The sequence below is a fragment of the Nioella ostreopsis genome, assembly GCF_004000255.1.
Classification (GTDB): domain Bacteria; phylum Pseudomonadota; class Alphaproteobacteria; order Rhodobacterales; family Rhodobacteraceae; genus Nioella; species Nioella ostreopsis.
Window position 1 is genome coordinate 25,131 of the sequence record NZ_RCIQ01000012.1, and the last position, 26,119, is coordinate 51,249.

Sequence of the window (26,119 nt, forward strand, 5' to 3'; positions counted from 1 at the left end):
GTTACCTTTTTGAGCTTACCAGGCGCGACCGCAGGTGCGGAATGAATGCGGGAACAGTTTCGGCGTAGCGATCCCAGGCTTCCCCGAAGCGCGACTTGCTGTCGGCCTCCTCGGCGCGGGCGAGACGTGCATACATCCAGACCAGCACCGGGAACATTGCAAGCGTCAGCAGCGTTGGCCATTGCACGAGAAAGCCCGCCATGATCACCACGAAGCCCATATATTGTGGGTGTCGAATGTGTGAATAAGGGCCTGTCGTGGCCAGCCGCCCTTGCCTTTGCGCCGACCACAGATGGTGCCAAGCCACAGAGATCAGCCAGAAACCGCCTCCGATTAGGGCGAAACTCAGGATATGGAAGGGGCCGAAATGAGGGTTCGATTGCCAGCCGAACATCATTTCAGGTAGATGTCCGCTGTCATGCGCAAACCAGTCGATATCTGGCCAGGTTGACTGAAGCCAGCCGGACAGAAAGAAGATGGTCAGGGGAAACCCGTACATTTCGGTGAATAGGGCCACGATGAAGGCGCTGAATGCCCCGAAACTCCGCCAGTCCCTTGACGTCTGTGGCTTGAAGAAGCTGAAGGCAAACATGATGAAGACGGCGGAGTTGATGAAAACCAGAAGCCAAAGGCCATAGGCGGTTCCGGGATCGGTCATGTCCTATTTCCTCCTCCGCCATGTCCGCCGTGGCCCCCATGCATGAAGAAGTGCATGCCCACGCAGAGCAGTAGCGGCAGCCAAATGAGCCAATTGCTACCAAGGATGTGGACGCGGTGCTCGTAGCCCAACAGAAGACCGCCGACGACCAGTGCAACGATCAGGTAGATGCCTGCACGCGACCGCCAAAAGGACGGCGTATGGGAAGGTGATTCCGACGGGTCGCAATTGGCGTTGGCCGGATCAGAGTGATTGTTCATGTTGGTCTTCCATTTCTAGACCTTTGCGCCGCGAAGGCGCAGTGAATTGAGCACCACTGAGATCGATGAGGCGCTCATTGCAAAGGCAGCAAACATCGGACTGATGAGGATGCCGAAGAAGGGAAACAGAACGCCCGCCGCGACCGGCACGCCGGAGGCATTGTAGATCAGCGCAAAGAACAGGTTCTGGCGGATGTTGCGCATTGTGGCCCGCGCTAGCCGACGCGCCCGCACGATCCCGTCGAGGTTGCCCTTGACCAGCGTGATGCCCGCACTTTCGATGGCCACATCGGCGCCGGTGCCCATGGCGATGCCGACATCGGCCTGCGCCAGCGCGGGCGCATCGTTCACGCCATCGCCGGCCATGGCGACCTTGTGGCCCTCGGCCTGCAATTCCTTGATGATCCGCGCCTTGTCCTCGGGCAGCACATCGGCCCGTATCTCATCGATGCCGAGCCGCGCGCCGATCGCCTTGGCGGTGCGCTCGTTGTCACCGGTCGCCATGATGACGCGGAACCCCAGTTCGTGCAGGTCCTTGATCGCGGCGGGGGTGGTTTCCTTCACCGGGTCGGCGACCGCGACAAGACCGGCGATCTCGCCATCCAGCACCACGAACATCACTGTCTCGCCCTCGTCGCGGCGGTCATTGGCCTTGGCGGTCAACTCGCCCGCCTCCAGCCCCAGTTCGCGGATCATCGCCAGGTTGCCGAGCGCGACCGCCTGGCCGTCCACGACACCCTTGACACCCTTGCCGGTAACCGCCTCGAAATCGTCGGCATTGGCCATTTTTACGTCACGCTCCTCCGCGCCGCGCACGATCGCTTCGGCCAGAGGGTGCTCCGATCCGCGTTCCAGCGACGCGGCAAGACGCAGAACCTCGGCCTCGTCGTGACCGGGCTCGGGGAGGACGGCGACAAGCTGTGGCTTGCCCATCGTCAGCGTCCCCGTCTTGTCGACAATAAGGGTATCGACCTTCTCAAACCGCTCCAGCGCCTCGGCGTTCTTGATCAGAACCCCGGCCTGCGCGCCTCGCCCAGTCGCCGTCATGATCGACATCGGTGTCGCAAGGCCGAGCGCACAGGGACAGGCGATGATCAGAACCGCCACCGCCGAAATCAGGGCGTAGGACAGCGCCGGTGTTGGCCCCCAAATCGCCCACGCAATGAAGGACAGGACCGCGATACCGATCACGGCCGGAACGAAAAAACCCGCCACCTTGTCGGCATATTTCTGGATCGGGGCCCGCGAGCGTTGCGCGTTCGAAACCATCTCGACGATCTGCGACAGCATCGTGTCGGACCCGACTCGCGTCGCCTCCATCACCAGGCTGCCGGTGCCGTTGATCGTGGCACCGGTCAGCGGGTCGCCCTCGGTCTTCTCGACCGGCACGGGTTCACCCGAGATCATGCTTTCGTCGACCGAGGACCGGCCATCCAGAACCACGCCATCGACCGGCACCTTGTCGCCGGGCCGCACGCGCAGACGGTCGCCGACTTGCACATCCTCCAGCGGGATCTCTTCTTCGGAGCCATCGTCCCGGATCACCCGCGCGGTCTTGGCCGCCATGTCCAGCAGCGCGCGGATTGCCTTGCCGGTTCCTTCACGGGCGCGCAGTTCCATCACCTGGCCGAGCAGCACCAGCGTCACGATCACCGCCGCCGCCTCGAAATAGACGCCGACATGCCCTTCGGCGTCGCGAAACCCGTCGGGGAATATGCCGGGTGAGAGAACAGCGACGACGCTGAATAGCCAGGCCGCCATCACGCCCATGCCGATCAGGGAGAACATGTTGAGGTTCATCGTCTTGAACGAATTCCAGCCCCGAACCAGAAACGGCCAGCCGCACCAAAGGACAACTGGGGTTCCGAGAACCAGCTCGATCCAGAGGGTTGCCCGCTCACCGAATATCTCGCGCACTCCGGGAAAGCCGAGATAGGGACCCATGGTGAGGATCAGAAGCGGGATGGTCAGGACCGAGCCAACCCAGAAGCGCTGCGTGAAATCTACCAGTTCGGGGTTCGGGCCGTCCTCCACCGGGATGCCGGACTCAAGCTCCAGCCCCATACCGCAGATCGGGCAGGAGCCATGTTCGACCTGGCGAACCTGCGGATGCATCGGACAGGTATAGACGGCCCCGTCATATTCGGCGGGGACCGTATCATACCTGCCGTCTGCCGGGGCTGCGCTTGACTGGTGGTCGTGCCCGTGGTGCTCATGCCCGTGATGATCGTGCCCTGCATGGGCACCGGCCTCCGATTCCGGCACAAGGTGCATCCCGCATTTCGGGCAATCGCCCGGACCGTTCTGCCGCACCTCGGGGTGCATCGGGCAAACATAGATGTCGGTTTCGGGCGCGGATTGATGAGTGTGATCGGTCATTGGGAATTCCTATCGGAGCAAGTCGGTGTCAACCTAGTCCTTCCACTTGCTGGAAGGTCAAGACTCGACACAAATGACCGAAGTGACTTGGCAAGCACAGCGGCGGTTCCGATCGCATTGGAGGGGTGTGGTATGGTGTCGGTGGTAACGATCCGTGCGGCCCCGGCCGACATGATGACGTCATGGGCCCCTTCCGCAAAGACCGCGTGGATCGCCAGACAGACCGGCGAACCGGTTCCGGCTGCAAGCAATTGTTCGACAGCGCGCGCCATCGTCCTGCCGGAAGACGCGATGTCATCCAGTATCACCGGAGTGCCCTCAAGCAGAGCGGCGCTCTCCGGCACGCTGATATCGACCTCGTGATCACCGGTCCTGATCTTTCGCAAGACTTCGTATGGCCGTGCGGCAAGCCGGGCCACTTCAGCAACCCATTGCTGACTTTCGCTGTCAGGTCCCAAGAGTATGGCATCGGGCAGATTTGTACGGATCCACTTGGCGAGAAGCGGGGCGGACGCGACACGCTCGGCCGGGATTGAGAAGATATCCTCCAACCGCGCAATGCGGTGCAGATGGGGATCGACCGTCACCAGCCAGTCAAAACTCTCGGCGAGAAATCCGGCGAACAGCTTCGCGCTGACGGCCTGTCCATCGCGAAAGCGCCGGTCTTGTCGCATGTATCCCAGATAGGGCGCGATCAGGCCGACATTCCGGGCCCCCAGCTCTCGGGCCGTCTGTGCGGCGAACCGCAGCGGCAGGGCCAGGCGGTCAGGATCACGAAGCGTCGCCAGTATCGCGACATCGGCATCTCTCATGTCGTCCGGCAAGGTCATCAGGCTTTCACCGTCGGGGAAGCGATGCCAGTCGAGCGGACAGAGATCTGCATCCAATGCAGGCGCGAGCGATCGCGCGAGAGTTTTCATTTCCGGGAACGGAACAAGGATCATGCCGTATCCTCCGACAGTTTGAGCGCGCGGACATGGGCTTCGGCATATGCGCGCGCATAGGCCAGTTCGCCGGTCGTCTCGGCGTGGATTTCATAAAGCGGCTGACTTTTCTCCACTCGTTCCCCGACCCGCACCAGAAGACGCACACCCGCCCGTTGCTGGCGCGGTGCGCCGGCAAGCTTTGCGATGCGAGCAATCAAACGGTTGTCGATGGCGGTTATATATCCTGCCGCCGAGGCCAGCATCTCAGTGCGGCGCGGCGCTTCACCAGGTTCGCGGAATCCACCCTGTGCGGCGCAGATCGCCAGGAATTTCGCTTCTGCCGCGCCACTGTCGAGCATTTTCTCTGCCCGCGCCCTGCCTGTCTTGCCAGATGCACCCGGTGCTAGGTCGAGCAGCCGACCCGCAAGGTCCAGGGCTCGTTCGTGCAAATCCGTCGGCGCAGCCGGAGCACGCCGGAGCACCGCCAGAACATCCGCCGCTTCAAGCGCAGGGCCAATGCCGCGCCCGACCGGGGCCGTGCCATCGCTTTCGTGAAGCGCGACGCGCAGCCCGATAGCCTGACCGACCGCGCTCAGGCGGGATCCCAGGGCCGCCGCGGCCTGCGCCGAGCGCACCTTGGCCGTTGGCCCGACCGGCACATCGATCAACACGTCGGTTGCACCGACAGCCGCCTTCTTTGACAGGACGCTGGCGACCAATTGTCCGACGCTGTCGAAATCCAACGGCCGCTCGATGCGGATGAAGTGATCGTCAGCGGGGCTGAGGTTCAGTCCGCCGCCCCAGACCACGCAACCGCCTTCCGCTTCGACCACCTTGCGCAGCGCAGCAGCGTCCAAAGCTACCGGGGCCATGACCTCCATCGTGTCTGCGGTCCCGGCGGGGGAGGTGATCGCCCGGCTCGACGTCTTGGGGATAAGATGCCCGGCTGCGGCAACAATCGCGACGACGATCGGGGTTGTCCGGTTACCCGGCAGCCCGCCGACACAATGCTTGTCCAAGACGGTCTGGCCACTCCAGTCAAGCGTTTCGCCCGCAGCCTGCATTTCGCGGGTCAGGGCCACCGTCTCGCCATCGTCAAGACGGTCTCCGGCGCTGGCAGTGATGAAGGCGGCGAGGTCGAGATCCGAGAGACGGTTGTCGAGCGTATCGCGAATGATCGCGGCAAAATCCTTTCGCCGCAAACGCTCCCCATAGACCTTGGCCCGGATTATTGACGACGAAACAGGCGGCTCGGGATGCGAAAAACCTGCCCGGTCGCCAGCTTGCGCCTTGAGCGCCTGCCAGGCTGAAACCGACAGCGCAGCCTCCTCTACGGCCAGCCATGCACCGCGCGCGACCACGTTCAGCGTGGCAATGATCCAGCGGTCGCGCAGGTCGACGCGAATTCGGGTCTCGGCGGCGAACCCTTCCGAGCGGCAGATGTGGCAGTCTTCGTGCATGTAGATGATCGGTTGGCGGTAGGTGTCTATCCCGGAGGGGACGAGTGCGAGTGTATCGGTCATCGCGGATGGTCCAGATACACGGTTTCCAGATGCTCAGGCGCGCGGGCCGGTCGTCCGAGTTCATGGTCGATGCGGAAGCGCAGGGCATCGGATGCCGAAGGCTCGCCATGTGTCACGTAAGTCATGCGCGGTGCCGGACCGGCCGACATCCAGCGCAGGATCTCTTCGGCGTCGGCATGGCCAGAAAACGACTGAAGCTGCACGACCTCGGCCTCGATGGGGTATTCGTGGCCAAACATCCGTAGACGACGCGCACCATCGGCCAAAGCGGCACCACGCGTGCCACCGGCCTGAAAGCCCGACAGGAGGATCGCATTGCGGCGATCCCCTCCGAAACTGACCAGATGATGCAGGATGCGCCCGCCGGTCAGCATGCCGCTTGCCGAGATGATGATCATCGGCCCCTGGCGGGTGTTCAGGTTCTTGGACTGCTCGACGGTGTTCACCCGCTTGGCCACCTCGAACATCGCCAAGCACTCTTCCCAGCTGACATGATGTTCGTCATGGTGCCGGTGGTAGATCTCGGTGGCGTCGACCGACATGGGGCTGTTGAGAAAGACCGGAACATAGGGAATCTCGCCGCGTCCAATCAGCCGCGAAATGTGCAACATCAACCCCTGGGCACGGCCGACAGCGAAAGACGGGATCAAGACCGTTCCCCCCCGTGCGAAGACCCGTTTCAAGATCGGTGCCAGTTCCGCCTCTGCGTCGATGTCGGGATGGGCGCGGTTGCCATAGGTGGATTCGCAGACAAGAACATCGGCACCGGCAAAGGGCTCGGGCGGACGCATCAGCGGGTCCGGATCATGTCCCAGATCGCCGCTGAAATGGATGACGTTTCCGCCGAACTCGATCCGGATTTGTGCTGCGCCCAGAAGGTGCCCTGCCGGAATGAAGGTCGCGGTGATACCGTCGCCCAGATCGACCCTTTGCCCGAAGTCCACGGTATCGAACCGATCAAGCGCCGCCTCGGCGTCCTTCAGCGTGTAAAGCGGATTCGGGTTCTTGTGCTTGGAGAACCCCCGGCGCGCGGCAAAGCGCGCCTCCTCTTCCTGGATGTGGCCGCTGTCCGGCAGGATCAGACCGCATAGCTCGGCCGTGGCACTGGTGCAGATGACGCGGCCACTATAACCGGCCCGGATCAGTGCGGGAAGATAGCCGGAATGGTCCAGATGCGCATGCGTCAGCAACACCGTGTCGATGGTGGAGGGTCGCGCCGGGAAGGGTTTCCGGTTTCGCGCGCGCAGCTGCTTGAAGCCCTGGAACAGGCCGCAATCGACCAGAATGCGCCGCCGGCCGATCTCCAGAAGGTAGCGCGATCCGGTGACAGTTCCGGCGGCACCGAGAAACCGCAGCGAGGGACGGTTGAAGCGTGTCATGCCACCCTCCCGCGATTGGCAATGGCGTTGAACAGGCCTCCGAAGATCAGGGCAACATACCAGCCGTAGAGGAAGGTTTCGACAAGGCCGATCACGAACCCTGCGGGCGTCAGCCAGACGAAGCCTGGCAGCAGACCTGCCCAGGCTTCATACATTGAATAGCCGGGAAATATCAGGTCGAACGCTACACAGATCAGAAAGGTCACGGCCAGGAACAGGCTCAGTGCCCAACCAAGGGCCATCAGCGGGATGCGCACCGCCCCCCCTTCGGGTCCGGGCTTTCCCATCACGCAGTCACCACAGGTGAAGCGAAGGGCCACGAACAGGATCGCCGCGAGGACGGCAAAATAGATGATTGCGATCATGTCAATTCTCCTTGTTGTGCGCGGTGGCGTTGTGAAGCCTCCTGATCTTGTGCCCCGAAGCTCGGTCATTGGTCGCGGTCGGAACGCCCTGACTGGACCTTAAGCTCGGCCTGTCTGTGTTTCTCATGCGTCGTGGCCGCCCCCAATGCTTCAGATTCCAAACTGTAGACGCCGAGCTCTCGGGATCATTACAAGAAAAGGCCTCCCGGCTCACATCACGGCGGCGTCCTCCCTGCAATTCGAATGCTGCCCGGGAGTCTCGCATCGGGCAGGCGGGCAATAGCAGTCATCGCGATCCGTTTCGCAACAGGTTCCGCAATGGCTTAGCAAACTGTTCTTCAGGGCGATGCGTGCGCGATGCAGCCTCACTGCCAAAGTACCGCGCCTCAGTCCCATGTCAGCGGCGACAGAGGCACGGTCGTCCTCTCGCAGGTCAATCCGCTGGATCAGATCGGCATCGGCCGGCCGCAATTCGGAGAGCAGGCCCTCGGAACAACGGCATGGGCGCGATAGCTGACCGGTCGCATCCTCCGCCCAATCCTCAGGCTCGGCCGCCATTGCCTCCGCAACATGCCGTCGCCGCGCGGCCTTGCGATAGTGATCGTTCAGTGCCGAACGTAAAATGGCATAGAGCCAGGCGTCCATCCGTTCGACATTACGCAGCTGATCCTTGTGGGCCAGAACCCGAATGCAGAAGTCCTGAAACACATCTTCGGCCTCAACCCTGTTGCCGAGGCGTTTGACAAGAAAGCCAAGGAACGCATCACGCCCCTCAATCAACGCGGTCTCGGTCGATGGTCTGCAATCGCCCCCTTTCATATCGTTGCACATTCCAATTTCCTCCCTTCCGTGACGACGATCAGTCAGCCGACAAAGCTGGCGTCCTGCTTGGTCGCAGTTCGTGATTGCCTGAACGCGTGCAGTATCAAGGCCAGCCCGATCAGGATCATGGGTGCGGACAGCACCTGCCCCATCGTCAGACCCCAATCGCCGAAATGGATCGCGTGACCGACCGGATTTCCGGGGACTACGAATTGCGCATCCGGCTGGCGGAACAGCTCTACGAAACTTCTGGCAGCGCCGTATCCGACCAGGAATGTCCCGGTCAGCGCTCCCGGCATCCTCAACCAACCGCGCCGCCAAGCGAGGTAGGTCAGAACGGTGCCAAGAAGCAGGCCTTCAAGCAGCGCCTCGTAAATCTGCGAGGGATGGCGGGCGCAAATGGAAACGACGCCGAGGCAGTTCTGCGCGGCGTCCCCCGGAAAGATCACGGCCCAGGGAACGTCGGTGGGCCGGCCCCAGAGCTCATTGTTGATGAAGTTCGCGAGCCGCCCCAGAAACAGCCCCGGCGGGGTCGCCAGCGCAAGCAGGTCGGCCACGCTGAGCATCGATGCCTTGTGGCGAAGGCTGAAGACCAGCCCCGCGGTGGCAACGCCAAGGAAACCGCCATGGAAGGACATGCCGCCCTGCCAGATCTTCAGTATCTCCAGCGGATTGGCCAGGTAGTATTCCGGCTGGTAGAACAGCACGAACCCGAGCCGCCCCCCGAGGATGACGCCCAGAACGATCCAGGTCAGAAGATCCTCGATCTGGCGGCGGTCCAGCGGCGCACCGGCCCCGGACCACAGTGCCGGACGGCTGACCGCCATGACGCAGAGACGCCAACCGATCAACAGGCCGACGATATAGGCAAGCGCGTACCAGCGAAGCGCAAAGGTGAAGCTGCCGATCTCGATCGAGAACAGCGCGTGGCTTATGTCCGGAAATGGTATGGCGGCGGTCAGCATGGCCGGGTTCCCTCAAACAACGGATTGGCTTGAAAGCCGTCAGCGATCGCCGGATGGCGCGTTCTACTTGTCGATCTGACGGCGCTCGAAAGATCGGGCGGGGGCCGCACCGGGGCGCGGCGATCAGTCATGGCGCACCCGATGTCTTCGCAAGTCCCGCACGGCCACGACAACAAGGGGCGTCAGCGTCAGAACCCCCAACCCTATGGCGGCACAGGTGGCGCGGGATGAACTCCCGCTGACCGCTTCGTTGCCGAAATGGGCAAGAACGAAGCTCGCGGGGATGATTCCGGCGAGTGTCGCGACTGCAAACCGCAAAAAGTGCAGCCTGCTCAGCCCCGCCGCGTAGCTGACGAAGTCGAAGGAAATGAACGGCAGCAACCGGCTGACGAAGACCGTGAGTGTCAAGGCGTTCTGCGATCCCAGCCAGCCCGCGTCTACCTTTTCACCGAGCCAGTGAACGAGAGCGTCGCGGCCAAGAAATCGCGCCAGTGCGAATGCGGCAAGTGCGCCCAGTTCGGCTCCGGCTGCGATGTAGACGGTTCCCAATGTATGTCCGTAGGCCGCCCCCGCCGCCAATGCGATCGGTGCGCTCGGGATTGGTGTGGCGACGATCGCGACCGTCATCAGGGCGATGACAAGCATCGGACCCCATAGCCCTGCGGCCTCCACCCATCCGGATATCCGGATGCCGTCGATACGCTCGATCACACCCGCAAACGGCCCGATGAACAGGATCGCAAGAGCCACGACCAGAAGCGCCGCTATGGCTGCCTTGGTGATCCTGCGGGAGATCGACCAATTTGCCAATCGCGGCCTCTTGCCGGACACAGTGCGATCATGCGTCATCGACCGCTTTGCGAAGCAAGTCTCGAACCTCGCCCGCGACCTCGTGGAGCTGCTGGTTGTCGATGGCCAGCATTGATGCGACTGGGTCAATGGCACTGATCTCGGTGCCGCCATCCACCTGGCGAAGGATCACGTTGCAGGGCAGCATCGCGCCCACGCGCGGCTCGATCCCGATGGCCTTGTTTGCCATACCAGGATTACAGGCCCCGAGGATGCGGTAGGGTGCCATTTCGACGTCGATCTTCTTTTTCATCGTTGCCTTGACGTCGATTTCAGTCAGGACGCCGAAGCCCATGTCGGCAAGGGCCGCGCGAATGCGCATTTCCGCGTCGTCGATGTCGGTGCCATTCAGAATGCGATCATAGGTATATGCCATTCCCAATCTCCTTTCGTTCACTTGGACAGATATTTGACGAATGCGAGAATCCCCAACACCAGGAAGACGATGAGGAGCAGCATCCAGATTCCGCCCATGCCGAAACCCATCATGAAAGCCTCCATAAAACCGAAAGGATGCGGTGCCGACGCTGCGCCGGCACCGATCGCTCAGTTGTCATTCATCATATTGCCGTCGCTCATGTCCGCGCCCATCTCGGGCTGTGCGGCCATCATACGATTGCGCATCATTTGCGCGCGTTCCATCATGACGGCCGGTGCCGCCATTTCTTCCGACGTGACCGATCCATCACCATCGGCGTCCAGATGTTGGAACCGGTCCACCATCATCTCGCGGATCATGGCGCTGTGAAGGGTTTCGAACTCCGCGATCGAGAGCGCGCCGTCGCCGTCGCTGTCGTATTCGGCCAGTTGCGCCTGCAACCGGGCGTGCATTTCCTCGGCCGTCACAGTGCCGTCGCCATCTGAGTCGAACGTCTGCATCATGGAGCCACCCATCGGGCCCATTCCGCCCATCATGCCGCCGCCCATCATGCCGCCATGCATTTGCCGCATCATGTCCGTCATGCCGTCCATGCCACCCATCATCCCCATCATGCCGGGACCACTGTTCTGCATCGGGCCCGACACCTGCGTGACATCTGCCTGGCCGCCGTGACCATGATTGGCATCCGCGAGGGCTGCTCCACCAACGGCGGCTGTTGTCACCGCGATTGCTGCAAGGAGAGTAGTGCGTTTCATTTGGAAAACCTCATATCCGCTGTTGCGATAAGACCTATATGGCACGTGATTTTATTGATGGAATGCCAAGCACTCGGCGCCTTGTATCAGCAGGTCGCAAATGGAGAGACCGTTACATAACGAGACAAAACTCTGATGAGGATGCCCGCGCGATCGTCACTTCCATGGTTGCGCGCGATCCGTCCGTCGCCTGTCATCCTCGGCGAGCACACGTGCCCACGGAAGGAATTGCGAGGGGGCAGGGCGGACATCAACTGCAAGTCTTGATCCGGCGCTGATGCGATGCGCTCGGCAAAGGAAAATCGCGATGCGGCGACACCGTCATCTTGTCGACGTTGCGTTTCCTACGCAAACCGGTGAAGCTCCAAGTGGGGCAGGAGGAGTTCAGGACTACACCCAGTCTTCCCGCACCACAATGTGCCCGTCAGGTCTAGGGTCATGGACCATGCAGACCTGTTCCTCCGAACAGCTGACACAGGATACTTCAGCCCCGGAAAGATTCAGGTTTCTGAAAGAGAGGACACATTAAACCCCGCGCTGCGGATTGCTTCGGACACAGCCGGTTCGCTCAGATTGCTCTCCACAGACACGGATTTTGTTGCATGCACGCACACAACAGTTGCAGACGGGTCTATCGCTTTGATGGCCTTTTCGATGGCAGCGGTGCAATGCCCGCAGCTCATGTCTGGGACAGTGAAATTGCTCATTGGTCTCTCCTTGATTGTGACGCTCAGGATGGGTGCTTCCCGCGAAGGAAGGTCAAGAAAAATTTCTGAAGCTGTTGACCTTCCAGTAAGGGGAGGCCCTAGGTGTCATCCGGGATGAATAAGGAATAAGCGATGCAAAGCTCTCAAAGCCTGCGAATCTCGGTCCAGAATATGTCGTGCGCGTCTTGCGTTGGCAGGGTCCAACGAGCGCTCTCAGCCCTGCCCGGCGTTACCGAGGTGAATGTGAACCTCGCGACCGAAACGGCGCAGGCGCAGGTCGATTCCAGATCCCGGATCGGCGAAGTGGTCGAGGCGTTGAGCCAGGCGAGCTATCCCGCCAGAACCCAATCGGTGCGGCTGAACATTTCCTCCATGTCCTGTGCCTCCTGCGTGGGTCGTGTGCAGAAAGCCCTTTCATCGGTGCCCGGAGTCCTGGACGTCAATGTCAATCTCGCGTCAGAAACGGCAACCGTCGATTTTGCCGATGGATCGCTTGATATGGCCGATCTGCTGAAGGCGGCCGAAGAGGCCGGCTACCCGGCGGAGGCAACTGGCGACACGTCTTCCGAGGATCGCGGCACCCGCAAGCAGGACGAAGCCCGAGCATTCGCCCGCAAGACGGCCTTTGCGGCGGCCCTTGCGCTGCCGGTTTTCCTGCTGGAAATGGGCGCGCATCTGGTGCCGGGCATGCATGAGCTGATCGGTCGCACGATCGGCCACCAGACCAGCTGGATGATCCAGTTCGTCCTGACGACCGTCGTTCTGGTCTGGCCCGGTCGGCACTTCTACACCAAAGGCTTCGCCGCGTTGCTGAAAAGCGCGCCTGACATGAACAGCCTCGTGGCTGTCGGCACCGGCGCGGCCTATCTCTATTCGCTCACCGCATTGTTCGCGCCGTCGCTTCTGCCCGAAGCGTCCCGTGCGGTCTACTTTGAGGCGGCGGCCGTCATCGTCGTATTGATCCTTTTGGGACGCTGGATGGAAGCACGCGCCAAGGGCCGTACCGGTGCCGCAATCCAGAATCTGCTGGGTCTCCAGCCAAGCAGCGCGCGGATCCTGGTGGACGGAGAGCCGACGGACGTCCCCATCGACCAGATCGGTGTCGGCGATATTCTGGTCGTCCGGCCCGGCGAACGCGTCGCGGTGGATGGGGAACTGACCCAAGGCAGCGCCCGCGTCGATGAAAGCATGATCACCGGTGAACCGGTGCCGGTCGAGAAAGCAGAGGGCGACCCGGTGACCGGAGGCACCGTCAACGGAGCCAGCAGCTTTCAGTTTCGTGCCCTTCGCGTAGGGACGGATACAACGCTCGCCCAGATCATCCGAATGGTGGAAGAGGCACAAGGTGCCAAGCTGCCGATCCAGGGAATTGTGGATCGCATCACGCTCTGGTTCGTTCCGGCGGTCATGGTGTTGGCCCTGGTGACGGTGCTGACCTGGCTCTTGCTGGGGCCCTCGCCGGCGCTGTCCCATGCGCTTGTGGCGGGCGTGTCGGTTCTGATCATTGCCTGTCCCTGCGCCATGGGTCTGGCGACGCCGACCTCGATCATGGTGGGCACCGGACGCGCGGCGGAGATGGGTGTTCTGTTTCGCAAGGGTGACGCGCTGCAGGAACTCACATCCGTCGATGTCGTCGCCCTGGACAAGACCGGCACTCTGACCGAAGGGCGCCCGGAATTGACAGACCTTGTGCTGGCCGAAGGGTTTACCCGCTCAAAGATGCTCGCGCTCGTCGCGGCGGTCGAGGCACAATCCGAACATCCCATTGCCGATGCCGTCGTGCGGGCGGCCAAGACCGAGGGTGCGGCACGTCATGACGCCAAGGCTTTCGAGTCGATCACGGGCTTCGGTGTACGGGCCAAGGTTGCCGGGCACGATGTGTTGGTCGGCGCGGATCGTCTGATGGCCCGTGAAAGTCTGGACATCACATCCCTAGCAGATGCGGAACGTCGTATCGCGGAACAGGGGCGGACAGCGCTCTTTGCTGCGGTGGATGGAAAGGTCGCGGCAGTTATCGGCGTGGCAGATCCGGTGAAGCCCGCCAGCACCGCCGCCATTCGCGCCCTGCACGATCTCGGGCTGAAGGTGGCCATGATCACCGGCGACAAGGCGGAAACGGCAAATGCCATCGCGCGGGAAATCGGCATCGACCATGTGTTCGCCGGTGTCCTGCCCGACGGCAAGGTTGCGGCGCTGGACACGTTGAAGGGCAACAACCAGCGGATTGCGTTCGTCGGCGATGGCATCAACGACGCGCCGGCGCTGGCCCATGCCGATGTCGGCATCGCCATCGGCACGGGAACCGACGTGGCCATCGAATCGGCCGATGTCGTGCTGATGTCGGGCGATCTGCGGGGTGTGGTGAATGCGTTCGAGGTGTCCGCGCGCTCTATGCGGAACATCCGGCAGAACCTGTTCTGGGCGTTCGGATACAATGTCGCCTTGATCCCGGTGGCCGCAGGCGTGTTGTATCCGACCTTCGGCCTGCTGCTGTCGCCTGTGCTTGCGGCGGGCGCAATGGCGTTCAGCTCGGTCTTCGTTCTGACGAATGCGCTGCGGCTCCGCTGGGTTCGCCCTGCAATGAGCGAAGCCGAGACGCTGGTCATCAACCAAGCCGGTTCGCGGATCTCTACCCCAGTCGCCGCAGAATGAGGAGGACAACAACATGAACATCGGAGACGTCGCCGAAAAGTCCGGCCTGCCGCCCAAGACGATCCGCTATTATGAAGAGATTGGCCTTGTAAAGCCTTTGCGGAGCGCGAACGGCTATCGTACTTTCTTGGACAGCGACGTACACAAGCTCGCGTTTCTGGGCCGTGCCCGCGCGCTCGGATTTACCATAGAAGACTGCCGCAATCTGATGGCACTCTACGATGATGACCAGCGCGCCAGTTCTGAGGTCAAGGAGATCGCCGAGCAGCATCTCGAGCGTATCGACAACAAGATTGCAGAACTTGCGCAAATGCGAGCGACCCTCTCACATCTGGTTAACGCTTGTGCCGGAGACCACCGTCCGGATTGCCCGATCCTGGCGGATCTCGCCGCGACATGCCCTGATGGGGACTTGATTGATACGACGGCATAGCTGGGACCGCAGACTCCGCCCAGGCGGATTTGCGGGAAGATACGCTTTCTGGATCGAGCCGATCCGGCCTTGCCCGGACGCAACCGAGAAAGTGCAAGTTCGAGAAAGAGGGCTGACTTCAGCAGCGAGAGAAAATGGGAAAGCTGCGGCTTGTGCAGCAAACCATTTCGCATCTTCTCCCTTTTGACTGCATGAGCTTGCTGATCAGCGGGTGATTGATGGTCGCTGCCTCAGCGTGTTCCTTTGTTGGATATGTATCGGGTCGTCATGCTTTCCGCCTTTGATACATATCGTGACAATTCTGAGGCGGAAACACCACTTTCTTTGGCATAGGACTTATTCAATGAAGTCAGAAAGCCCACATATCCTCGTCGTGGACGATCATCGCGAAATCCGTGATGCAGTGACACGTTTCCTGCAAAAAAGCGGCTTGCGGGCGACATCGGCAACAGGCGCTGCGGATATGGACCAGAAGCTTGCTGTCGGCAGTTTTGACTTGATCGTATTGGATGTCATGATGCCGGGCGAGGACGGGCTGTCGGTATGTCGCAGGCTTTCGGCCTCGGGGTCCTGCCCGATCATCATGCTGACGGCGCTTGGTGATGATACGGACCGGATCATCGGGCTTGAGATTGGTGCGGATGACTACCTGCCCAAGCCGTTCAACCCGCGTGAACTTCTGGCCCGGATTAAGGCTGTGCTCAGGCGCAGCGAGCGCTTGCAATCACTCGCTGGACGCCTGGCTGGAAAAACCGTTCTGTTCGCCCAATGGAGCCTTGACGTTGATCGGCGCGCGCTGCTGTCGGAAACCGGGATTCAAGAAAGCCTGTCCAATTCGGAATTCCGCCTATTGATCACGTTCCTGGAACGGCCCCGGCTGATCCTCAGCCGCGAGCAGCTGCTGGATCTTACCGCTGGACGCTCAGCAGGTCCTTTCGACCGAACGATCGACAATCAGGTCAGCCGGCTGCGCCGCAAGATAGAGGCCGACCCGATGCGTCCGAGGATTATCACGACGGTCCGTAACGGCGGCTACAGCCTGGCAACCGACGTGGAGATTGCGTCGTGATCCGCAGTTTCTTCTTAAGTTTGCGAGGACAATTGATCCTGCTTCTTCTCGGCGTTCTGTTGGCGGCCCAGATCGTGAGCCTGTTCTACTTTGTCGATGAACGCAGCCTTGCGGTGCGCGCAGCATTAGGTTTCGAAGCGGCCGGTCGTTCCGCGAGCGTCGCGCGTCTGCTGGAAGAGGCCCCGGACGAACTGCATGCGTCCATCCTGCGTGCTGCGAATTCACCACTTGTTCGCTTTGATGTGACTGAAACTCCGCGAATCCTGGGCGCCAATCACAGTGATGGCGGACCAGTCGAGGACAGGATCAGAAGGCTGCTTGGTGATCAGTTCACCCGTGAGATCAGGGTCGATGTGCATGAAGTTGAGGGGACAATCTTGCCCTTGCCACATCTCTCGCCCGATATGGCTGAGATGCACGTTGCAATGATGCGGGGCGATCTGTCGGCCATAGAGATGAGCGTTTCAATTGCGCTGTCCGGTGGCGATTGGCTGAATGTTGAAACCCGCTTCGAACGGCCACCGCTTCAATGGGCATGGGGCTCGACCGTTACCTTCGTTGTGACCGCCTCGGTTCTTCTGGCGGCTGGATTCTGGTTCTTGATGGCGCGGATCACAGGCCCGCTGCGGCGTCTTTCCGTGGCCAGCGAACGTCTGGGCCGCGGCGAGGAAATGGAACCGATAGAACCAACCGGCCCGACAGAAGTGCGCGATTTGACGGCGGCCTTCGGCATCATGCAGCAACGTCTGACCCGGTTTGTCGAGGATCGCACGCGTATGTTGGCCGCAATTGGCCACGATTTGCGCTCGCCTCTGACGGCGCTGCGGGTCAGGACGGAAATGGTGGATGATTCCGAAACCCGTGATGCGCTGACCTCCAGCATCGAAGAGATGCAGGGAATGCTGGATGCGACCTTGTCCTATGCCCGCGGCGTCAGTGCCTCCGAACCGTCAGAGCGCGTCCTGGTCGGACAGATTCTCAGCGATATCAACCAGACACTCACCACACCCGCATCGCTGGCGCCGGGGCCCGATGTCGCGGTGTCGGTGCGCCCGTTCGCATTTCGGCGCGCGGTACGCAACCTCATCGAAAATGCTCAGAGATATGGTGCTAATGCGCGGGTCAGCTATGGCGTTCAGGGCGATGTTCTGGCGATCTGGATTGCCGATCATGGCCCGGGCATCCCCGAGAACCTGCTGGAAGATGTGTTCGCCCCCTTCCATCGGCTGGAACAGTCGCGGTCGCTGGACACCGGCGGCCATGGTCTGGGCCTGTCCATCGCGCGGGGCATCTTGCGGGCGCATGGCGGCGATGTCGTGTTGTCCAATGCGCCGGAGGGAGGGCTGATCGCCACTGTCACCCTGCCGATCGATACGGCGCACTCCGCGAATGGGCCTGAAAACGCTCCGGGTGAATTTCGCCCGCATCCCCAAGTCGAACATTGAGGAAGACATGATCCCTGAACTCGGACAATTCGCGCTGACGCTCGCTTTCGGCTTCGCGCTGGTTCAAAGCGTCCTGCCGATGCTCGGGGCGTCCCGAGGCAATCTGCTCTGGATGCGTTCAGCGCGGGCGACATCGCTCGCACAGATGGCCTTCACCCTCGTTGCTTTCGCGGCGCTGATGCGGTCTTTCGTGGTCAGCGATTTCACCGTGTTGAACGTGGTCGAGAACTCTCATTCGCTCAAGCCGCTGCTGTTCAAGATCGCGGGCACCTGGGGCAGCCACGAAGGCTCCTTGCTTCTGTGGGTGCTGATCCTGACCGTGTTCGGGGCCGCCGTGTCGTTCTTCGGCACCAACATTTCCGAAGGGCTGCGCGCCCGGACACTTTCGGTGCAGGCCTGGATCAGCGTCGGGTTCTTCAGCTTCATGCTCTTCACGTCGAACCCGTTCGAGCGGGTCTTTCCACCGCCGCCCGATGGCCACGATCTCAATCCGCTGCTTCAGGATGTCGGCCTCGCCATGCATCCGCCTCTTCTCTATATCGGCTATGTAGGGTTCTCGATCGTGTTCTCCTTCGCTGTCGCCGCGCTGATCGAAGGGCGGGTCGATGCGGCCTGGGCGAGGTGGGTGCGGCCTTGGACCCTTGCGGCCTGGATCAGCCTGACCGGCGGGATCGCGCTCGGGTCATGGTGGGCTTATTACGAGCTTGGCTGGGGCGGCTGGTGGTTCTGGGACCCGGTCGAGAATGTCAGCTTTATGCCGTGGCTTCTGGGCACCGCGTTGCTGCATTCCGCCATCGTGACCGAGAAACGCGACGCGTTCAAAAGCTGGACGATCCTGCTTGCCATCCTGACCTTCTCCATGTCGCTTCTGGGCACCTTCATCGTGCGTTCGGGGCTGCTCACGTCGGTCCACGCCTTCGCCGTCGACCCCGAACGCGGGCTCTATATCCTGTGGCTTCTGGGGCTCAGCATCGGGGGTTCCCTGCTGCTTTTCGCGTGGCGCGCCCCGGCGCTTGAATCCGGCGGCCTGTTCCGTCCGATCAGCCGCGAAGCCGGATTGCTTGTGAACAACCTTTTGCTCGCTTCGGCGACTGGCACCGTCCTCTTCGGCACCCTATATCCGTTGTTTGTCGAAGCCCTCAGCGGAGTACGTCTTTCCGTCGGACCACCGTTCTTCAACTCGACCTTCATCCCGATGATGCTGCCCCTGGTCTTTGCCATGGCGATCGGCCCATTTCTTTCGTGGAAACGCGCCGATCTTGCGGGTGTCCTGCAACGGTTGAAATTCGCGGCCGTGCTGTCGGGTCTGACCGCGCTGGTTGTCTGGTACCTGACCGAGGGCGGGCCGGTTCTGGCCTATCTGTCCCTCGCTCTTACACTCTGGCTATTCCTTGCCTCAGTGATGGAATGGACGGGACGGATCCGGTTCGGCGAGGTCCCCATCAAGGAGGCGCTGCGCCGCGTGAAGAATCTGCCGCGTGCGGCCCATGGGATGACGATGGCCCATCTCGGTCTTTCCGTCGCGATTGTGGGTTTTGTCGGCTCGACGGCCTGGAAATCTGAAGAGATCGCTTTCGTCACATCGGGAACGGAAATCTCGATTGCCGGCTTCGATGTGGTTTTTGAAGGCGTCGAACGGATCACCGGGCCGAACTATGTCGCCAACCGTGGGACACTCATCGTCGAACGCAACGGCGACTACGTGACGACACTTTATCCCGAACGCAGACAGTATCCGGTCGCGCAATACAGCACAACGGAATCGTCAATCCGCTCCACATTGGCAGGCGACCTCTATGCCTCGCTAGCGGAACCGGCCAGTACAGAGGCAGAGGAGCAGGGGGCCTGGACGCTGCGCATTCTCTATGAACCACTTGTGAATTTCATCTGGATCGGCTCGGCGATGCTGGTTCTTGGCGGCGGCCTGTCGCTGTCGGACAGGCGCCTGCGTATCGGCGCGCCACGACGTTCGGCGCGCCGACCTGCGGCCGCTGAAACCCCTGCGGAGTAAGCCCATGAAGCGCCTTCTTTACGCCAGCCCGGTCATTATCGCTCTGGTCTTTGGTGCGTTTTTCCTCTGGGGCCTGAACCCCGAACGCGATCCGAATTCCATCCCGTCCGTGCTGATCTCCCGTCCGGCCCCGGTCTTCAGCCTACAAGAAGTTGCCGGAACCGGGGTGCCTGGCTTCTCGAACGCTGATCTGGAGGGAAATGATGCTCCGGTGATTGTCAACATCTTTGCCTCGTGGTGCGTCCCGTGTCGGGCCGAACACGCGGTCCTGACCCGCCTCGTCTCGGAGGAAGGGGTGCAACTGTTTGGCATCAACTACCAGGATGAGCCGGAGGATGCCCTGCGATGGCTGAACGAGCTTGGCAATCCCTACGCACGCATCGGCTCCGATATCGACGGGCGCGTTGGCCTCGACTGGGGTCTGACCGGGGTGCCGGAAACCTTCATCGTTGGCCCGGATGGGACGGTTCTCTACAAACATATTGGCCCGATCCTCGGCGATGCGGCAATTCGTGACTTCACGACCGCCCTCGCCCAGGCCCGGCAGGCTGGCATGACATGATCACCCGACTTCTCTTTGCCCTCGCAGTGGTGCTGACCTCTGTGACCATCGCCCTGGCGGTCGAGCCGGACGAGATTCTGGAAGACCCGGCGCTGGAGGCCCGCGCGCGTGAGGTGTCGCAGCAACTTCGTTGCGTCGTCTGCCAGAACCAGGACATCGACAGCTCCAACGCCGGCATCGCGCGCGATATGCGGGTGCTGGTTCGTGAGCGCATTGTTGCCGGTGACAGCAACGCCGAAGTTCTGGAAGCCATGGTCGCACGCTACGGCAATTACGTTCTGCTGCGCCCGCCCTTCAACACACAGACCTATGCCCTGTGGCTTGCGCCGCTGGTCATGATGCTTCTGTCCGCATCCATCGGCATCGCCGTCATCCGGCAGGCACGGCGAAAACATGAGCAACCCGAAGGGCTGACCGCCGAAGAGGAGGACGCCCTCAGGTCGGTCATCGACACCCCGCCCACGATGGAGACCCGCCAATGACGCTTTTCCTGATCTTCGCGGCCATGGCGGCCGTTGCGATCCTGTTCGTGCTGCTGACGCTGCGCCAGGGTGGTGAGAACGGAGGCGATCGCGACGCAGGCGCGGTTGCCGTTCTGCGCGACCAACTGGCGGAGATCGAGCGGGACGAAGCGCGCGGGCTGATCAACAGTGCCGAAGCCCGCGACGCCGGGATCGAGGTCAAGCGGCGTCTGCTGAGCTATTCGGGCGCGCAGACCCACACTGCCGCGTCCCCTCTGCGCGGTGCCTGGGTTCTGGTTCCTGTCCTCGCGGTCGTCCTGACCAGCGGCGTCGGGCTCTACGTCGTCCTGGGTCAACCCGACGTGCCAAGCGCGCCCTTCGCCGAGCGTGGGGCGGAACAGGCGGCAGCAAGTGAACTAGCAGGCCTTGCCGCCGAACTGCGCGACCGCCTGGAGGCCGAACCTGATGGTGGTTCGCATGAGGGCTGGATATTGCTTGGCCAGACCTTCATGCGGATGGACGATTATTCCGCCGCGGTCGACGCGTTTATCGTTGCCTCCGAGCGTCCCGAAGCCTCCTCGGCCACGTTCTCGCAGCTGGCCGAGGCGATGATTGCCAATGAGGACGGGATTGTGACACCACCCGCCGGGGCAGCGATTGACCGGGCGGTTGAAATGGATCCGCTCAATCCGGCAGCGGTCTACTACCAGGCCATCGCACTTGAACAATCCGGCAGCAGCGCAATGGCCTATGATGCCCTGGCGAACCGGATTGCGGTCGAGACCGAGATCGCCCCATGGATGGAGATCTTTATCGCCCGCCTGAACCGGATCGGAGAGCGCATTGGGCGGGCGCCGGTCGGCCCGATGATGCTGATGGCCGGAACCGACACGCCCGGCCCAAGTGCGGCTGACATGGAGGCCGCGGCGGAATTGAGCGCCGAGGACCGCGCCGCGATGGTGCAATCCATGGTCGCGCGCCTTGCCGCCCGGCTGGAGGAGGAGTCGGACGACCTGGAGGGCTGGTTGCGGCTGGCCAATGCGTACCGGGTTCTGGGCGAGCTCGATGCCGCGCGCGACGCTCTTGCCCGCGCCGAGCCGCTGCTTCCTGAAACCGGTCCTGCGCGGCAAAGCTTCGAGGAGCTTTCAGGCGATCTTGCAGACTGACCTGACCGCCAGCGGCGGGGCTCAGTCAGCGGCGGCCACCGCGCTGGTCGCCGCTTCGCGCAGTGCCTCCATGACCACCTCGGCATTCAGGAGCTCCGGCAGCACGATCCCTTCCGGGGCACCGGGGCCATAAACCGCGTTGAACGGAATCCCGTAGCGGTCGAAGGCGGCAAGATAGCGCGAGATATCCTCATCGGGTCGCGTCCAGTCGGCGCGCATGGCGATCACACCTTCCGCTGCCAGGGCTTCCGCCACCGGGTCGCGGTCAAGGACCAGAACCTTGTTGGCCTGGCAGGTCAGGCACCAATCTGCGGTCACATCGACGAACACGGTTTCTCCGCGCGAGACATGGCGGGCAATCGCGGCCCGGTCGAAGTTGATCCATTCGGTGCCCGCCTCCCGGACCGCCCCGTCCTGATCCGCGAACTGGCCCGCCGCGTAGATCGGGGCCACAGCCAACACTGCGACGCCGGCCCATCTTGCAACCGGCGGCACGCGCTTCACGGTCAGCAGACCGATCAGGGCGATTACCAGCCCGACGGTCACCGACACCGAAACCGGTCCGGCCACGCCCGACAGGACCCAGACCAGCCAGGCCGCGGTCAGGAGCAGCAAGAGACCCAGAACCACCTTCAGCACGATCATCCACCGCCCCGGCTTCGGCGCTATCAGCGCCAGGCGTGGATAGGCGGCGACCGCGAAATAGGGCGTGGCAAGGCCAAGCCCGAGCCCGGTGAACACGACGCCGATATCGACGATACCGCCGGTCAAGGCAAAGGCGATGGCGGTGCCCAGGAAGGGCGCGGAACACGGCGTGGCCAGCATGGCGGCAAAGGCCCCGGTGGCGAAATCCCCGCCATAACCGCGCCGCGCGCCGCTGCCGGCCAGGCGGGTCTGCATCCGCGACGGCAAGGAAATTTCGAACAGCCCCAGCATGTTCGCGGCAAAGATGGACAGGATGACGACCATCAGGGCCAGGAATCCGGGGTTCTGGAACTGCAATCCCCACCCCACCGTGACGCCGACCTGACGCAAGCCGAACGTCGCAGCGGCCAGCACCCACATGAACGCCATCACCCCGACGGCCGAGGCCAGAAACCTCGCGCGGATTTCCCCGCTGGTCTTGTCCCTGCCGGTGATCACCGATGCCAACTTGATCGACAGCACCGGAAGAACGCAGGGCATCACATTCAGGATGAGCCCGCCCAGAAAGGCGATCAGCCCGATCCAGACCAAGGCGGATATCGGCCTTCGCTCAACCTGGAGTGCAAACGGGGCCGGTGGGGAAGCGTCCAGAGCGCGCGCCTCGACTGTGCGTGCCAGGTCGCCATCGGTAAGCGTGATCACGGGCGCTGGCGCGTCCGGGTCCAGCGACAAGATCGGAAACTGCGCCCACAGCGCACGCCCGTTATCCGCAAGCCGGATATCGGGTTCGCCGAACGCCGTGAAACTGCCTATTTCGGGAAACACGTCCGGTGCCTCGAAGGAATGGCTTCCTTGTGCCGTGACGGTCAGCGTCCGGTCGTCCTCGTTCACGAAGGCGGCAACGTCCGAGATCGCGTCGGTCGGGCCAACGAGCGGCACCCTTGCGGCAAAGGTCGCGATCCGCGCCGCCGAGGCCCGGTCGATCGCGTCCTGCGTTCCGGCCCCCCCTGCGGGCAGATCGACCGCGAAGGTGAAGCTCGACGGCACGCAGACGTCCGAACAGACTAGGATACTGGCCTCGACCCGCAGGCTGACGGCCTCTCCCGGTCGCTCCAGATGGATGCGGACGGGCAGGACGAGCTCTCCCGAATAGCCGAAATTCTGAATGCCGAAGGCGGTAAAACGCTCCGGTGCAGGCCACAGGATCTCGACCTCGGCCACATTGTCCGATCCGGTGAAATCCAGCTCGGGCGGCAAGCCCACTTCACCCGGGCTGCGCCAATAGGTCTTCCAGCCCTGCGACAACGACAGGTCGAGACCGGCAGAGACCGAGCTTGCACCCGGCGCGATCCGGTTCTCCGCCGTTACCAGCCTGATCTCGACGGCGGGGCTGCTCACGACATCGGACGTCGCCGACATGGCGGGCAGCGACAGTGAAAAGAGCAGAGCGACCAGCGCGATTACCCACCGGAAGGAGGACATTCTGCCCATCGGATTCCCTTTCTTGATCCTATCCGCGGCTAGCGAACGACAAAGCCCGTGCGGTTGCCGTCGCATTCTACCCGGTAGACGCCTTCACCCAGGTTTTCAACGGCTCGGCAGTTGGCCCCGACACCCGGTGCGGCCAATCCGACATCGTCCATCGTCAGCGCCGGATCATTGCATTGCTGGAACGCGACGCCGCAGCCGCCCAGTCCAAGCAGAAGGCCGAACAAAACGATCTTGCGCCAATGAGGCCGCATGCTCAACGGGTTTGTGCAACGGTTCCGGGGCGCGCGATGGTCACGGTGTCCTGCTGCGGGTCAGCCTCGGTTTCCGGTGATCCCTCCCCGTGACAGGATCGGCCCATCATGCGGTGCATGACCACATGCATTCCCAGGCACGCTGCAAGCGGTAGAAACAGGCCAATATTGCCCAGAACCGCGTCAACTCCTCCGGTCAGCAAGACAGCCGCGATGGGGGCGACCATAATCAGGCAGCATGCAACCATCCCGAACTTGGCGAACTGATTGCCGACCTGGCTTTGAATTGACGAATTGCGCACCTGACTCACCTTCGTTGCTGTTTTCTGTTGCGTTCCATTGAGTTGGTTCCAGCGCGGGAAGGTCAATGTTACATAGCGATACAATAATCACGAATTTGTAAGCCGCATTTGGATTGACCTTCCCGCACTGGAAGGCTCGAAAAGAAACCTGTTGCGCCTTCAAGAGCAGTGGCAGGTATGAGCAAGAACAAGACACAGACCCTCACGCGACGTCGGTTGCTGACGGCGGCGGCGGTTGGAGTGTCCGCGTTGGCAGCCCCGGCTGTTCTTCGCGCCTCCGGCGACGATCCTGCGTCAGCTGCCGGAACGCGGCGCAACATATCATCATTCGCAGTGCATGACTGGCGCGATCATTTCGACGCCCTGGGGCTTGGGGCCATCCTGTCCGACACCAATAGGCGGACCCTTCAGCACTGGACGGCAGATGGCGAGATGCGGATCTATCCCACATCCGTCCCCGCGACGGATGAATTGACTCGCAGGGGATATACCGAAGTGGTGGAGAAGCGCGAGAACCCCGGTTGGGCTCCCACACCGACGATGCGCGAGCGCAACCCTGAATGGCCAGCCTATGTGCCCGGCGGCGACCCGACCAATCCGCTCGGAACGCGGGCGCTGTATCTCAGTTGGCAATACTACAGAATTCACGGAACCCAGGACACGCGCAAGATCGGGCGCCGATCCTCAAATGGGTGCATCGGTCTGTTCAACGAACAGATTGAAGAGGTTTATGACCGCACCCCGCTCGGAACCCAGGTTCGGTTGATCTGACTTCTTCGCCACCGGATCTACAAGGAAAGTAAATCTAAATGTCAAAAGCAGGTATCGGCGTCACAGCTTTTTTTCTCATCGGTCTTGGATTGGCTGTCGCCAATTTCCTCACGAGGGAAGAGACCACGCCGACGCATTCCATGGAGCCACCGGACCTTTCCGAAGTGGAGGAGGGCGGGCCCATCGTCGAGGTTTCCCTGCCTGCCGCAATGTCCGCCGAGGCGCAGATCGGGCAGCGCGTCTTCGAGGCCGCCTGCGCCGACTGCCACGGTACGAATGCCACAGGACAGAATGGCGTCGCACCACCACTTGTGCATATCACCTATGAACCCAACCACCATTCCGACCAGGCATTCCTGATGGCCGTGCGCAACGGCGTGCGTTCGCATCACTGGAATTTCGGCAACATGCCAAGCATTGACGGATTAACCAATGGCGATGTCCGGTCCATAATCCAATATATCCGTGAGTTGCAGCGCGAGAACGGGATTTCCTGATGCGCCTCTGTTTCGGGATATCCGATCCGATCCGTTTGATTGCCCTGGTTTGCGTCTTGGCGCTCGGCATCGCGGCAAAGGTGTTTCCTGATGCGGGAGATTTTGCCGGAAACCAGACCGGTGCTCCGGTCGAGACGCTGGACACCCGTTCGCACGGCGCTCTTGATCACGCGCAATCGGGGCCGGATCATCCGGAGATCGGGGGGCATTGTCATCCGGGGCTGGACTGTTCTCTGACGGCTGTGATGTCCGACCATGAAAGAGCATCCTTTTGGCGGCAATTGATTCACCTTTCCGTCATCAATCCTGGTCACCACCTGACATCCTTCATCCAGGTCGATGATCCGCCGCCCCCACGAGGGTCGGTCTTAATGTAACCCCGAACATTCAAGA

Annotated in this window: 27 protein-coding genes; 11 read left to right on the forward strand and 16 right to left on the reverse strand. The window is 61.9% G+C overall.

All coding sequences use genetic code 11. The annotated features are described in order from the left end of the window. Position 1: 1 nt before the first annotated feature. The 13 genes from EP237_RS13180 to EP237_RS13240 form a co-directional block, all read right to left on the reverse strand. The gene (locus tag EP237_RS13180; RefSeq protein ID WP_127561369.1) at positions 2 to 658 is read right to left on the reverse strand and encodes a methyltransferase family protein; all 657 of its coding nucleotides are present in this window, start codon (positions 656 to 658) and stop codon (positions 2 to 4) included. Next, positions 655 to 918, reverse strand: a complete 264-nt coding sequence (locus EP237_RS13185; protein ID WP_127561370.1) for a DUF2933 domain-containing protein — start codon at positions 916 to 918, stop codon at positions 655 to 657. Before EP237_RS13185 ends, EP237_RS13180 begins: the two co-directional genes overlap by 4 nt. Before the next feature lie 15 nt (positions 919 to 933). After that, positions 934 to 3,243 (reverse strand): copper-transporting P-type ATPase, encoded by a 2,310-nt coding sequence (locus tag EP237_RS13190; RefSeq protein WP_420812522.1) that lies wholly within the window; start codon positions 3,241 to 3,243, stop codon positions 934 to 936. A gap of 50 nt (positions 3,244 to 3,293) precedes the next feature. Continuing rightward, positions 3,294 to 4,241: a ribose-phosphate diphosphokinase gene (locus EP237_RS13195; RefSeq protein ID WP_127561371.1), complete on the reverse strand. Its 948-nt coding sequence runs from the start codon at positions 4,239 to 4,241 to the stop codon at positions 3,294 to 3,296. Continuing rightward, positions 4,238 to 5,746 carry a thymidine phosphorylase family protein gene (locus EP237_RS13200; protein WP_127561372.1) on the reverse strand — a complete coding sequence of 503 codons (1,509 nt, stop codon included), beginning with the start codon at positions 5,744 to 5,746 and terminating at the stop codon, positions 4,238 to 4,240. The genes EP237_RS13195 and EP237_RS13200 overlap by 4 nt, the downstream gene beginning before the upstream one ends. Continuing rightward, positions 5,743 to 7,125, reverse strand: coding sequence for an MBL fold metallo-hydrolase (locus EP237_RS13205; protein WP_127561373.1), 1,383 nt, complete (start codon positions 7,123 to 7,125; stop codon positions 5,743 to 5,745). Before EP237_RS13205 ends, EP237_RS13200 begins: the two co-directional genes overlap by 4 nt. Further along, positions 7,122 to 7,490 (reverse strand): DUF5676 family membrane protein, encoded by a 369-nt coding sequence (locus EP237_RS13210; RefSeq protein WP_127561374.1) that lies wholly within the window; start codon positions 7,488 to 7,490, stop codon positions 7,122 to 7,124. Before EP237_RS13210 ends, EP237_RS13205 begins: the two co-directional genes overlap by 4 nt. A 210-nt stretch (positions 7,491 to 7,700) precedes the next feature. After that, positions 7,701 to 8,321 carry an RNA polymerase sigma factor gene (locus tag EP237_RS13215; RefSeq protein ID WP_127561375.1) on the reverse strand — a complete coding sequence of 207 codons (621 nt, stop codon included), beginning with the start codon at positions 8,319 to 8,321 and terminating at the stop codon, positions 7,701 to 7,703. Between the two features lie 32 nt (positions 8,322 to 8,353). Beyond that, a complete protein-coding gene (gene lgt, locus EP237_RS13220; RefSeq protein WP_127561376.1) occupies positions 8,354 to 9,277 on the reverse strand; it encodes a prolipoprotein diacylglyceryl transferase in 924 nt (307 codons plus the stop codon). A gap of 123 nt (positions 9,278 to 9,400) precedes the next feature. After that, positions 9,401 to 10,087 carry a TVP38/TMEM64 family protein gene (locus EP237_RS13225; RefSeq protein WP_420812521.1) on the reverse strand — a complete coding sequence of 229 codons (687 nt, stop codon included), beginning with the start codon at positions 10,085 to 10,087 and terminating at the stop codon, positions 9,401 to 9,403. A 28-nt stretch (positions 10,088 to 10,115) separates the two neighbouring features. Then, positions 10,116 to 10,502: a DUF302 domain-containing protein gene (locus tag EP237_RS13230; protein ID WP_127561378.1), complete on the reverse strand. Its 387-nt coding sequence runs from the start codon at positions 10,500 to 10,502 to the stop codon at positions 10,116 to 10,118. Between the two features lie 170 nt (positions 10,503 to 10,672). Then, positions 10,673 to 11,263: an EF-hand domain-containing protein gene (locus EP237_RS13235; RefSeq protein ID WP_127561379.1), complete on the reverse strand. Its 591-nt coding sequence runs from the start codon at positions 11,261 to 11,263 to the stop codon at positions 10,673 to 10,675. A 500-nt stretch (positions 11,264 to 11,763) separates the two neighbouring features. After that, the gene (locus tag EP237_RS13240) at positions 11,764 to 11,970 is read right to left on the reverse strand and encodes a heavy-metal-associated domain-containing protein (RefSeq protein WP_127561380.1); all 207 of its coding nucleotides are present in this window, start codon (positions 11,968 to 11,970) and stop codon (positions 11,764 to 11,766) included. Positions 11,971 to 12,102: 132 nt separating this feature from the next. Between EP237_RS13240 and EP237_RS13245 the strand changes: the two genes are divergently transcribed. From EP237_RS13245 to ccmI, 8 genes are all read left to right on the forward strand, one after another. Further along, the gene (locus tag EP237_RS13245; protein ID WP_127561381.1) at positions 12,103 to 14,622 is read left to right on the forward strand and encodes a heavy metal translocating P-type ATPase; all 2,520 of its coding nucleotides are present in this window, start codon (positions 12,103 to 12,105) and stop codon (positions 14,620 to 14,622) included. Positions 14,623 to 14,635: 13 nt separating this feature from the next. Next, on the forward strand, positions 14,636 to 15,055 hold the full coding sequence (cueR, locus tag EP237_RS13250) for a Cu(I)-responsive transcriptional regulator (RefSeq protein ID WP_127561382.1): 420 nt from the start codon (positions 14,636 to 14,638) through the stop codon (positions 15,053 to 15,055). A gap of 343 nt (positions 15,056 to 15,398) precedes the next feature. Next, the gene (locus EP237_RS13255) at positions 15,399 to 16,124 is read left to right on the forward strand and encodes a response regulator (protein ID WP_127561383.1); all 726 of its coding nucleotides are present in this window, start codon (positions 15,399 to 15,401) and stop codon (positions 16,122 to 16,124) included. Beyond that, entirely contained in the window at positions 16,121 to 17,569 is a 1,449-nt protein-coding gene (locus tag EP237_RS13260) for an ATP-binding protein (RefSeq protein ID WP_206052294.1), read from the forward strand. The genes EP237_RS13255 and EP237_RS13260 overlap by 4 nt, the downstream gene beginning before the upstream one ends. A gap of 7 nt (positions 17,570 to 17,576) precedes the next feature. Continuing rightward, entirely contained in the window at positions 17,577 to 19,580 is a 2,004-nt protein-coding gene (locus tag EP237_RS13265) for a heme lyase CcmF/NrfE family subunit (RefSeq protein ID WP_127561477.1), read from the forward strand. Between the two features lie 4 nt (positions 19,581 to 19,584). Beyond that, positions 19,585 to 20,142 (forward strand): DsbE family thiol:disulfide interchange protein, encoded by a 558-nt coding sequence (locus EP237_RS13270; RefSeq protein WP_127561384.1) that lies wholly within the window; start codon positions 19,585 to 19,587, stop codon positions 20,140 to 20,142. Continuing rightward, positions 20,139 to 20,624, forward strand: coding sequence for a cytochrome c-type biogenesis protein (locus tag EP237_RS13275; protein ID WP_127561385.1), 486 nt, complete (start codon positions 20,139 to 20,141; stop codon positions 20,622 to 20,624). The genes EP237_RS13270 and EP237_RS13275 overlap by 4 nt, the downstream gene beginning before the upstream one ends. Continuing rightward, a complete protein-coding gene (ccmI, locus tag EP237_RS13280; RefSeq protein ID WP_127561386.1) occupies positions 20,621 to 21,769 on the forward strand; it encodes a c-type cytochrome biogenesis protein CcmI in 1,149 nt (382 codons plus the stop codon). Before EP237_RS13275 ends, ccmI begins: the two co-directional genes overlap by 4 nt. Before the next feature lie 21 nt (positions 21,770 to 21,790). Here the strand turns inward: ccmI and EP237_RS13285 are convergent, their stop codons facing one another. The 3 genes from EP237_RS13285 to EP237_RS23510 are packed head-to-tail and all read right to left on the reverse strand — an operon-like array spanning position 21,791 to position 24,542. Then, a complete protein-coding gene (locus tag EP237_RS13285) occupies positions 21,791 to 23,905 on the reverse strand; it encodes a protein-disulfide reductase DsbD family protein (protein WP_206052295.1) in 2,115 nt (704 codons plus the stop codon). Positions 23,906 to 23,934: 29 nt separating this feature from the next. Then, entirely contained in the window at positions 23,935 to 24,156 is a 222-nt protein-coding gene (locus tag EP237_RS13290) for a hypothetical protein (RefSeq protein WP_127561387.1), read from the reverse strand. Between the two features lie 2 nt (positions 24,157 to 24,158). Further along, positions 24,159 to 24,542 (reverse strand): DUF2933 domain-containing protein, encoded by a 384-nt coding sequence (locus EP237_RS23510; RefSeq protein WP_240661631.1) that lies wholly within the window; start codon positions 24,540 to 24,542, stop codon positions 24,159 to 24,161. Positions 24,543 to 24,635: 93 nt separating this feature from the next. Between EP237_RS23510 and EP237_RS13300 the strand changes: the two genes are divergently transcribed. From EP237_RS13300 to EP237_RS13310, 3 genes are read left to right on the forward strand one after another with little or no spacing between them, the layout of a single operon-like run. Then, the gene (locus EP237_RS13300; RefSeq protein ID WP_127561388.1) at positions 24,636 to 25,229 is read left to right on the forward strand and encodes a L,D-transpeptidase; all 594 of its coding nucleotides are present in this window, start codon (positions 24,636 to 24,638) and stop codon (positions 25,227 to 25,229) included. Positions 25,230 to 25,267: 38 nt separating this feature from the next. Beyond that, positions 25,268 to 25,726, forward strand: coding sequence for a c-type cytochrome (locus EP237_RS13305; protein WP_127561389.1), 459 nt, complete (start codon positions 25,268 to 25,270; stop codon positions 25,724 to 25,726). Further along, positions 25,726 to 26,103 carry a hypothetical protein gene (locus EP237_RS13310; protein ID WP_127561390.1) on the forward strand — a complete coding sequence of 126 codons (378 nt, stop codon included), beginning with the start codon at positions 25,726 to 25,728 and terminating at the stop codon, positions 26,101 to 26,103. Before EP237_RS13305 ends, EP237_RS13310 begins: the two co-directional genes overlap by 1 nt. Positions 26,104 to 26,119: the final 16 nt, after the last annotated feature.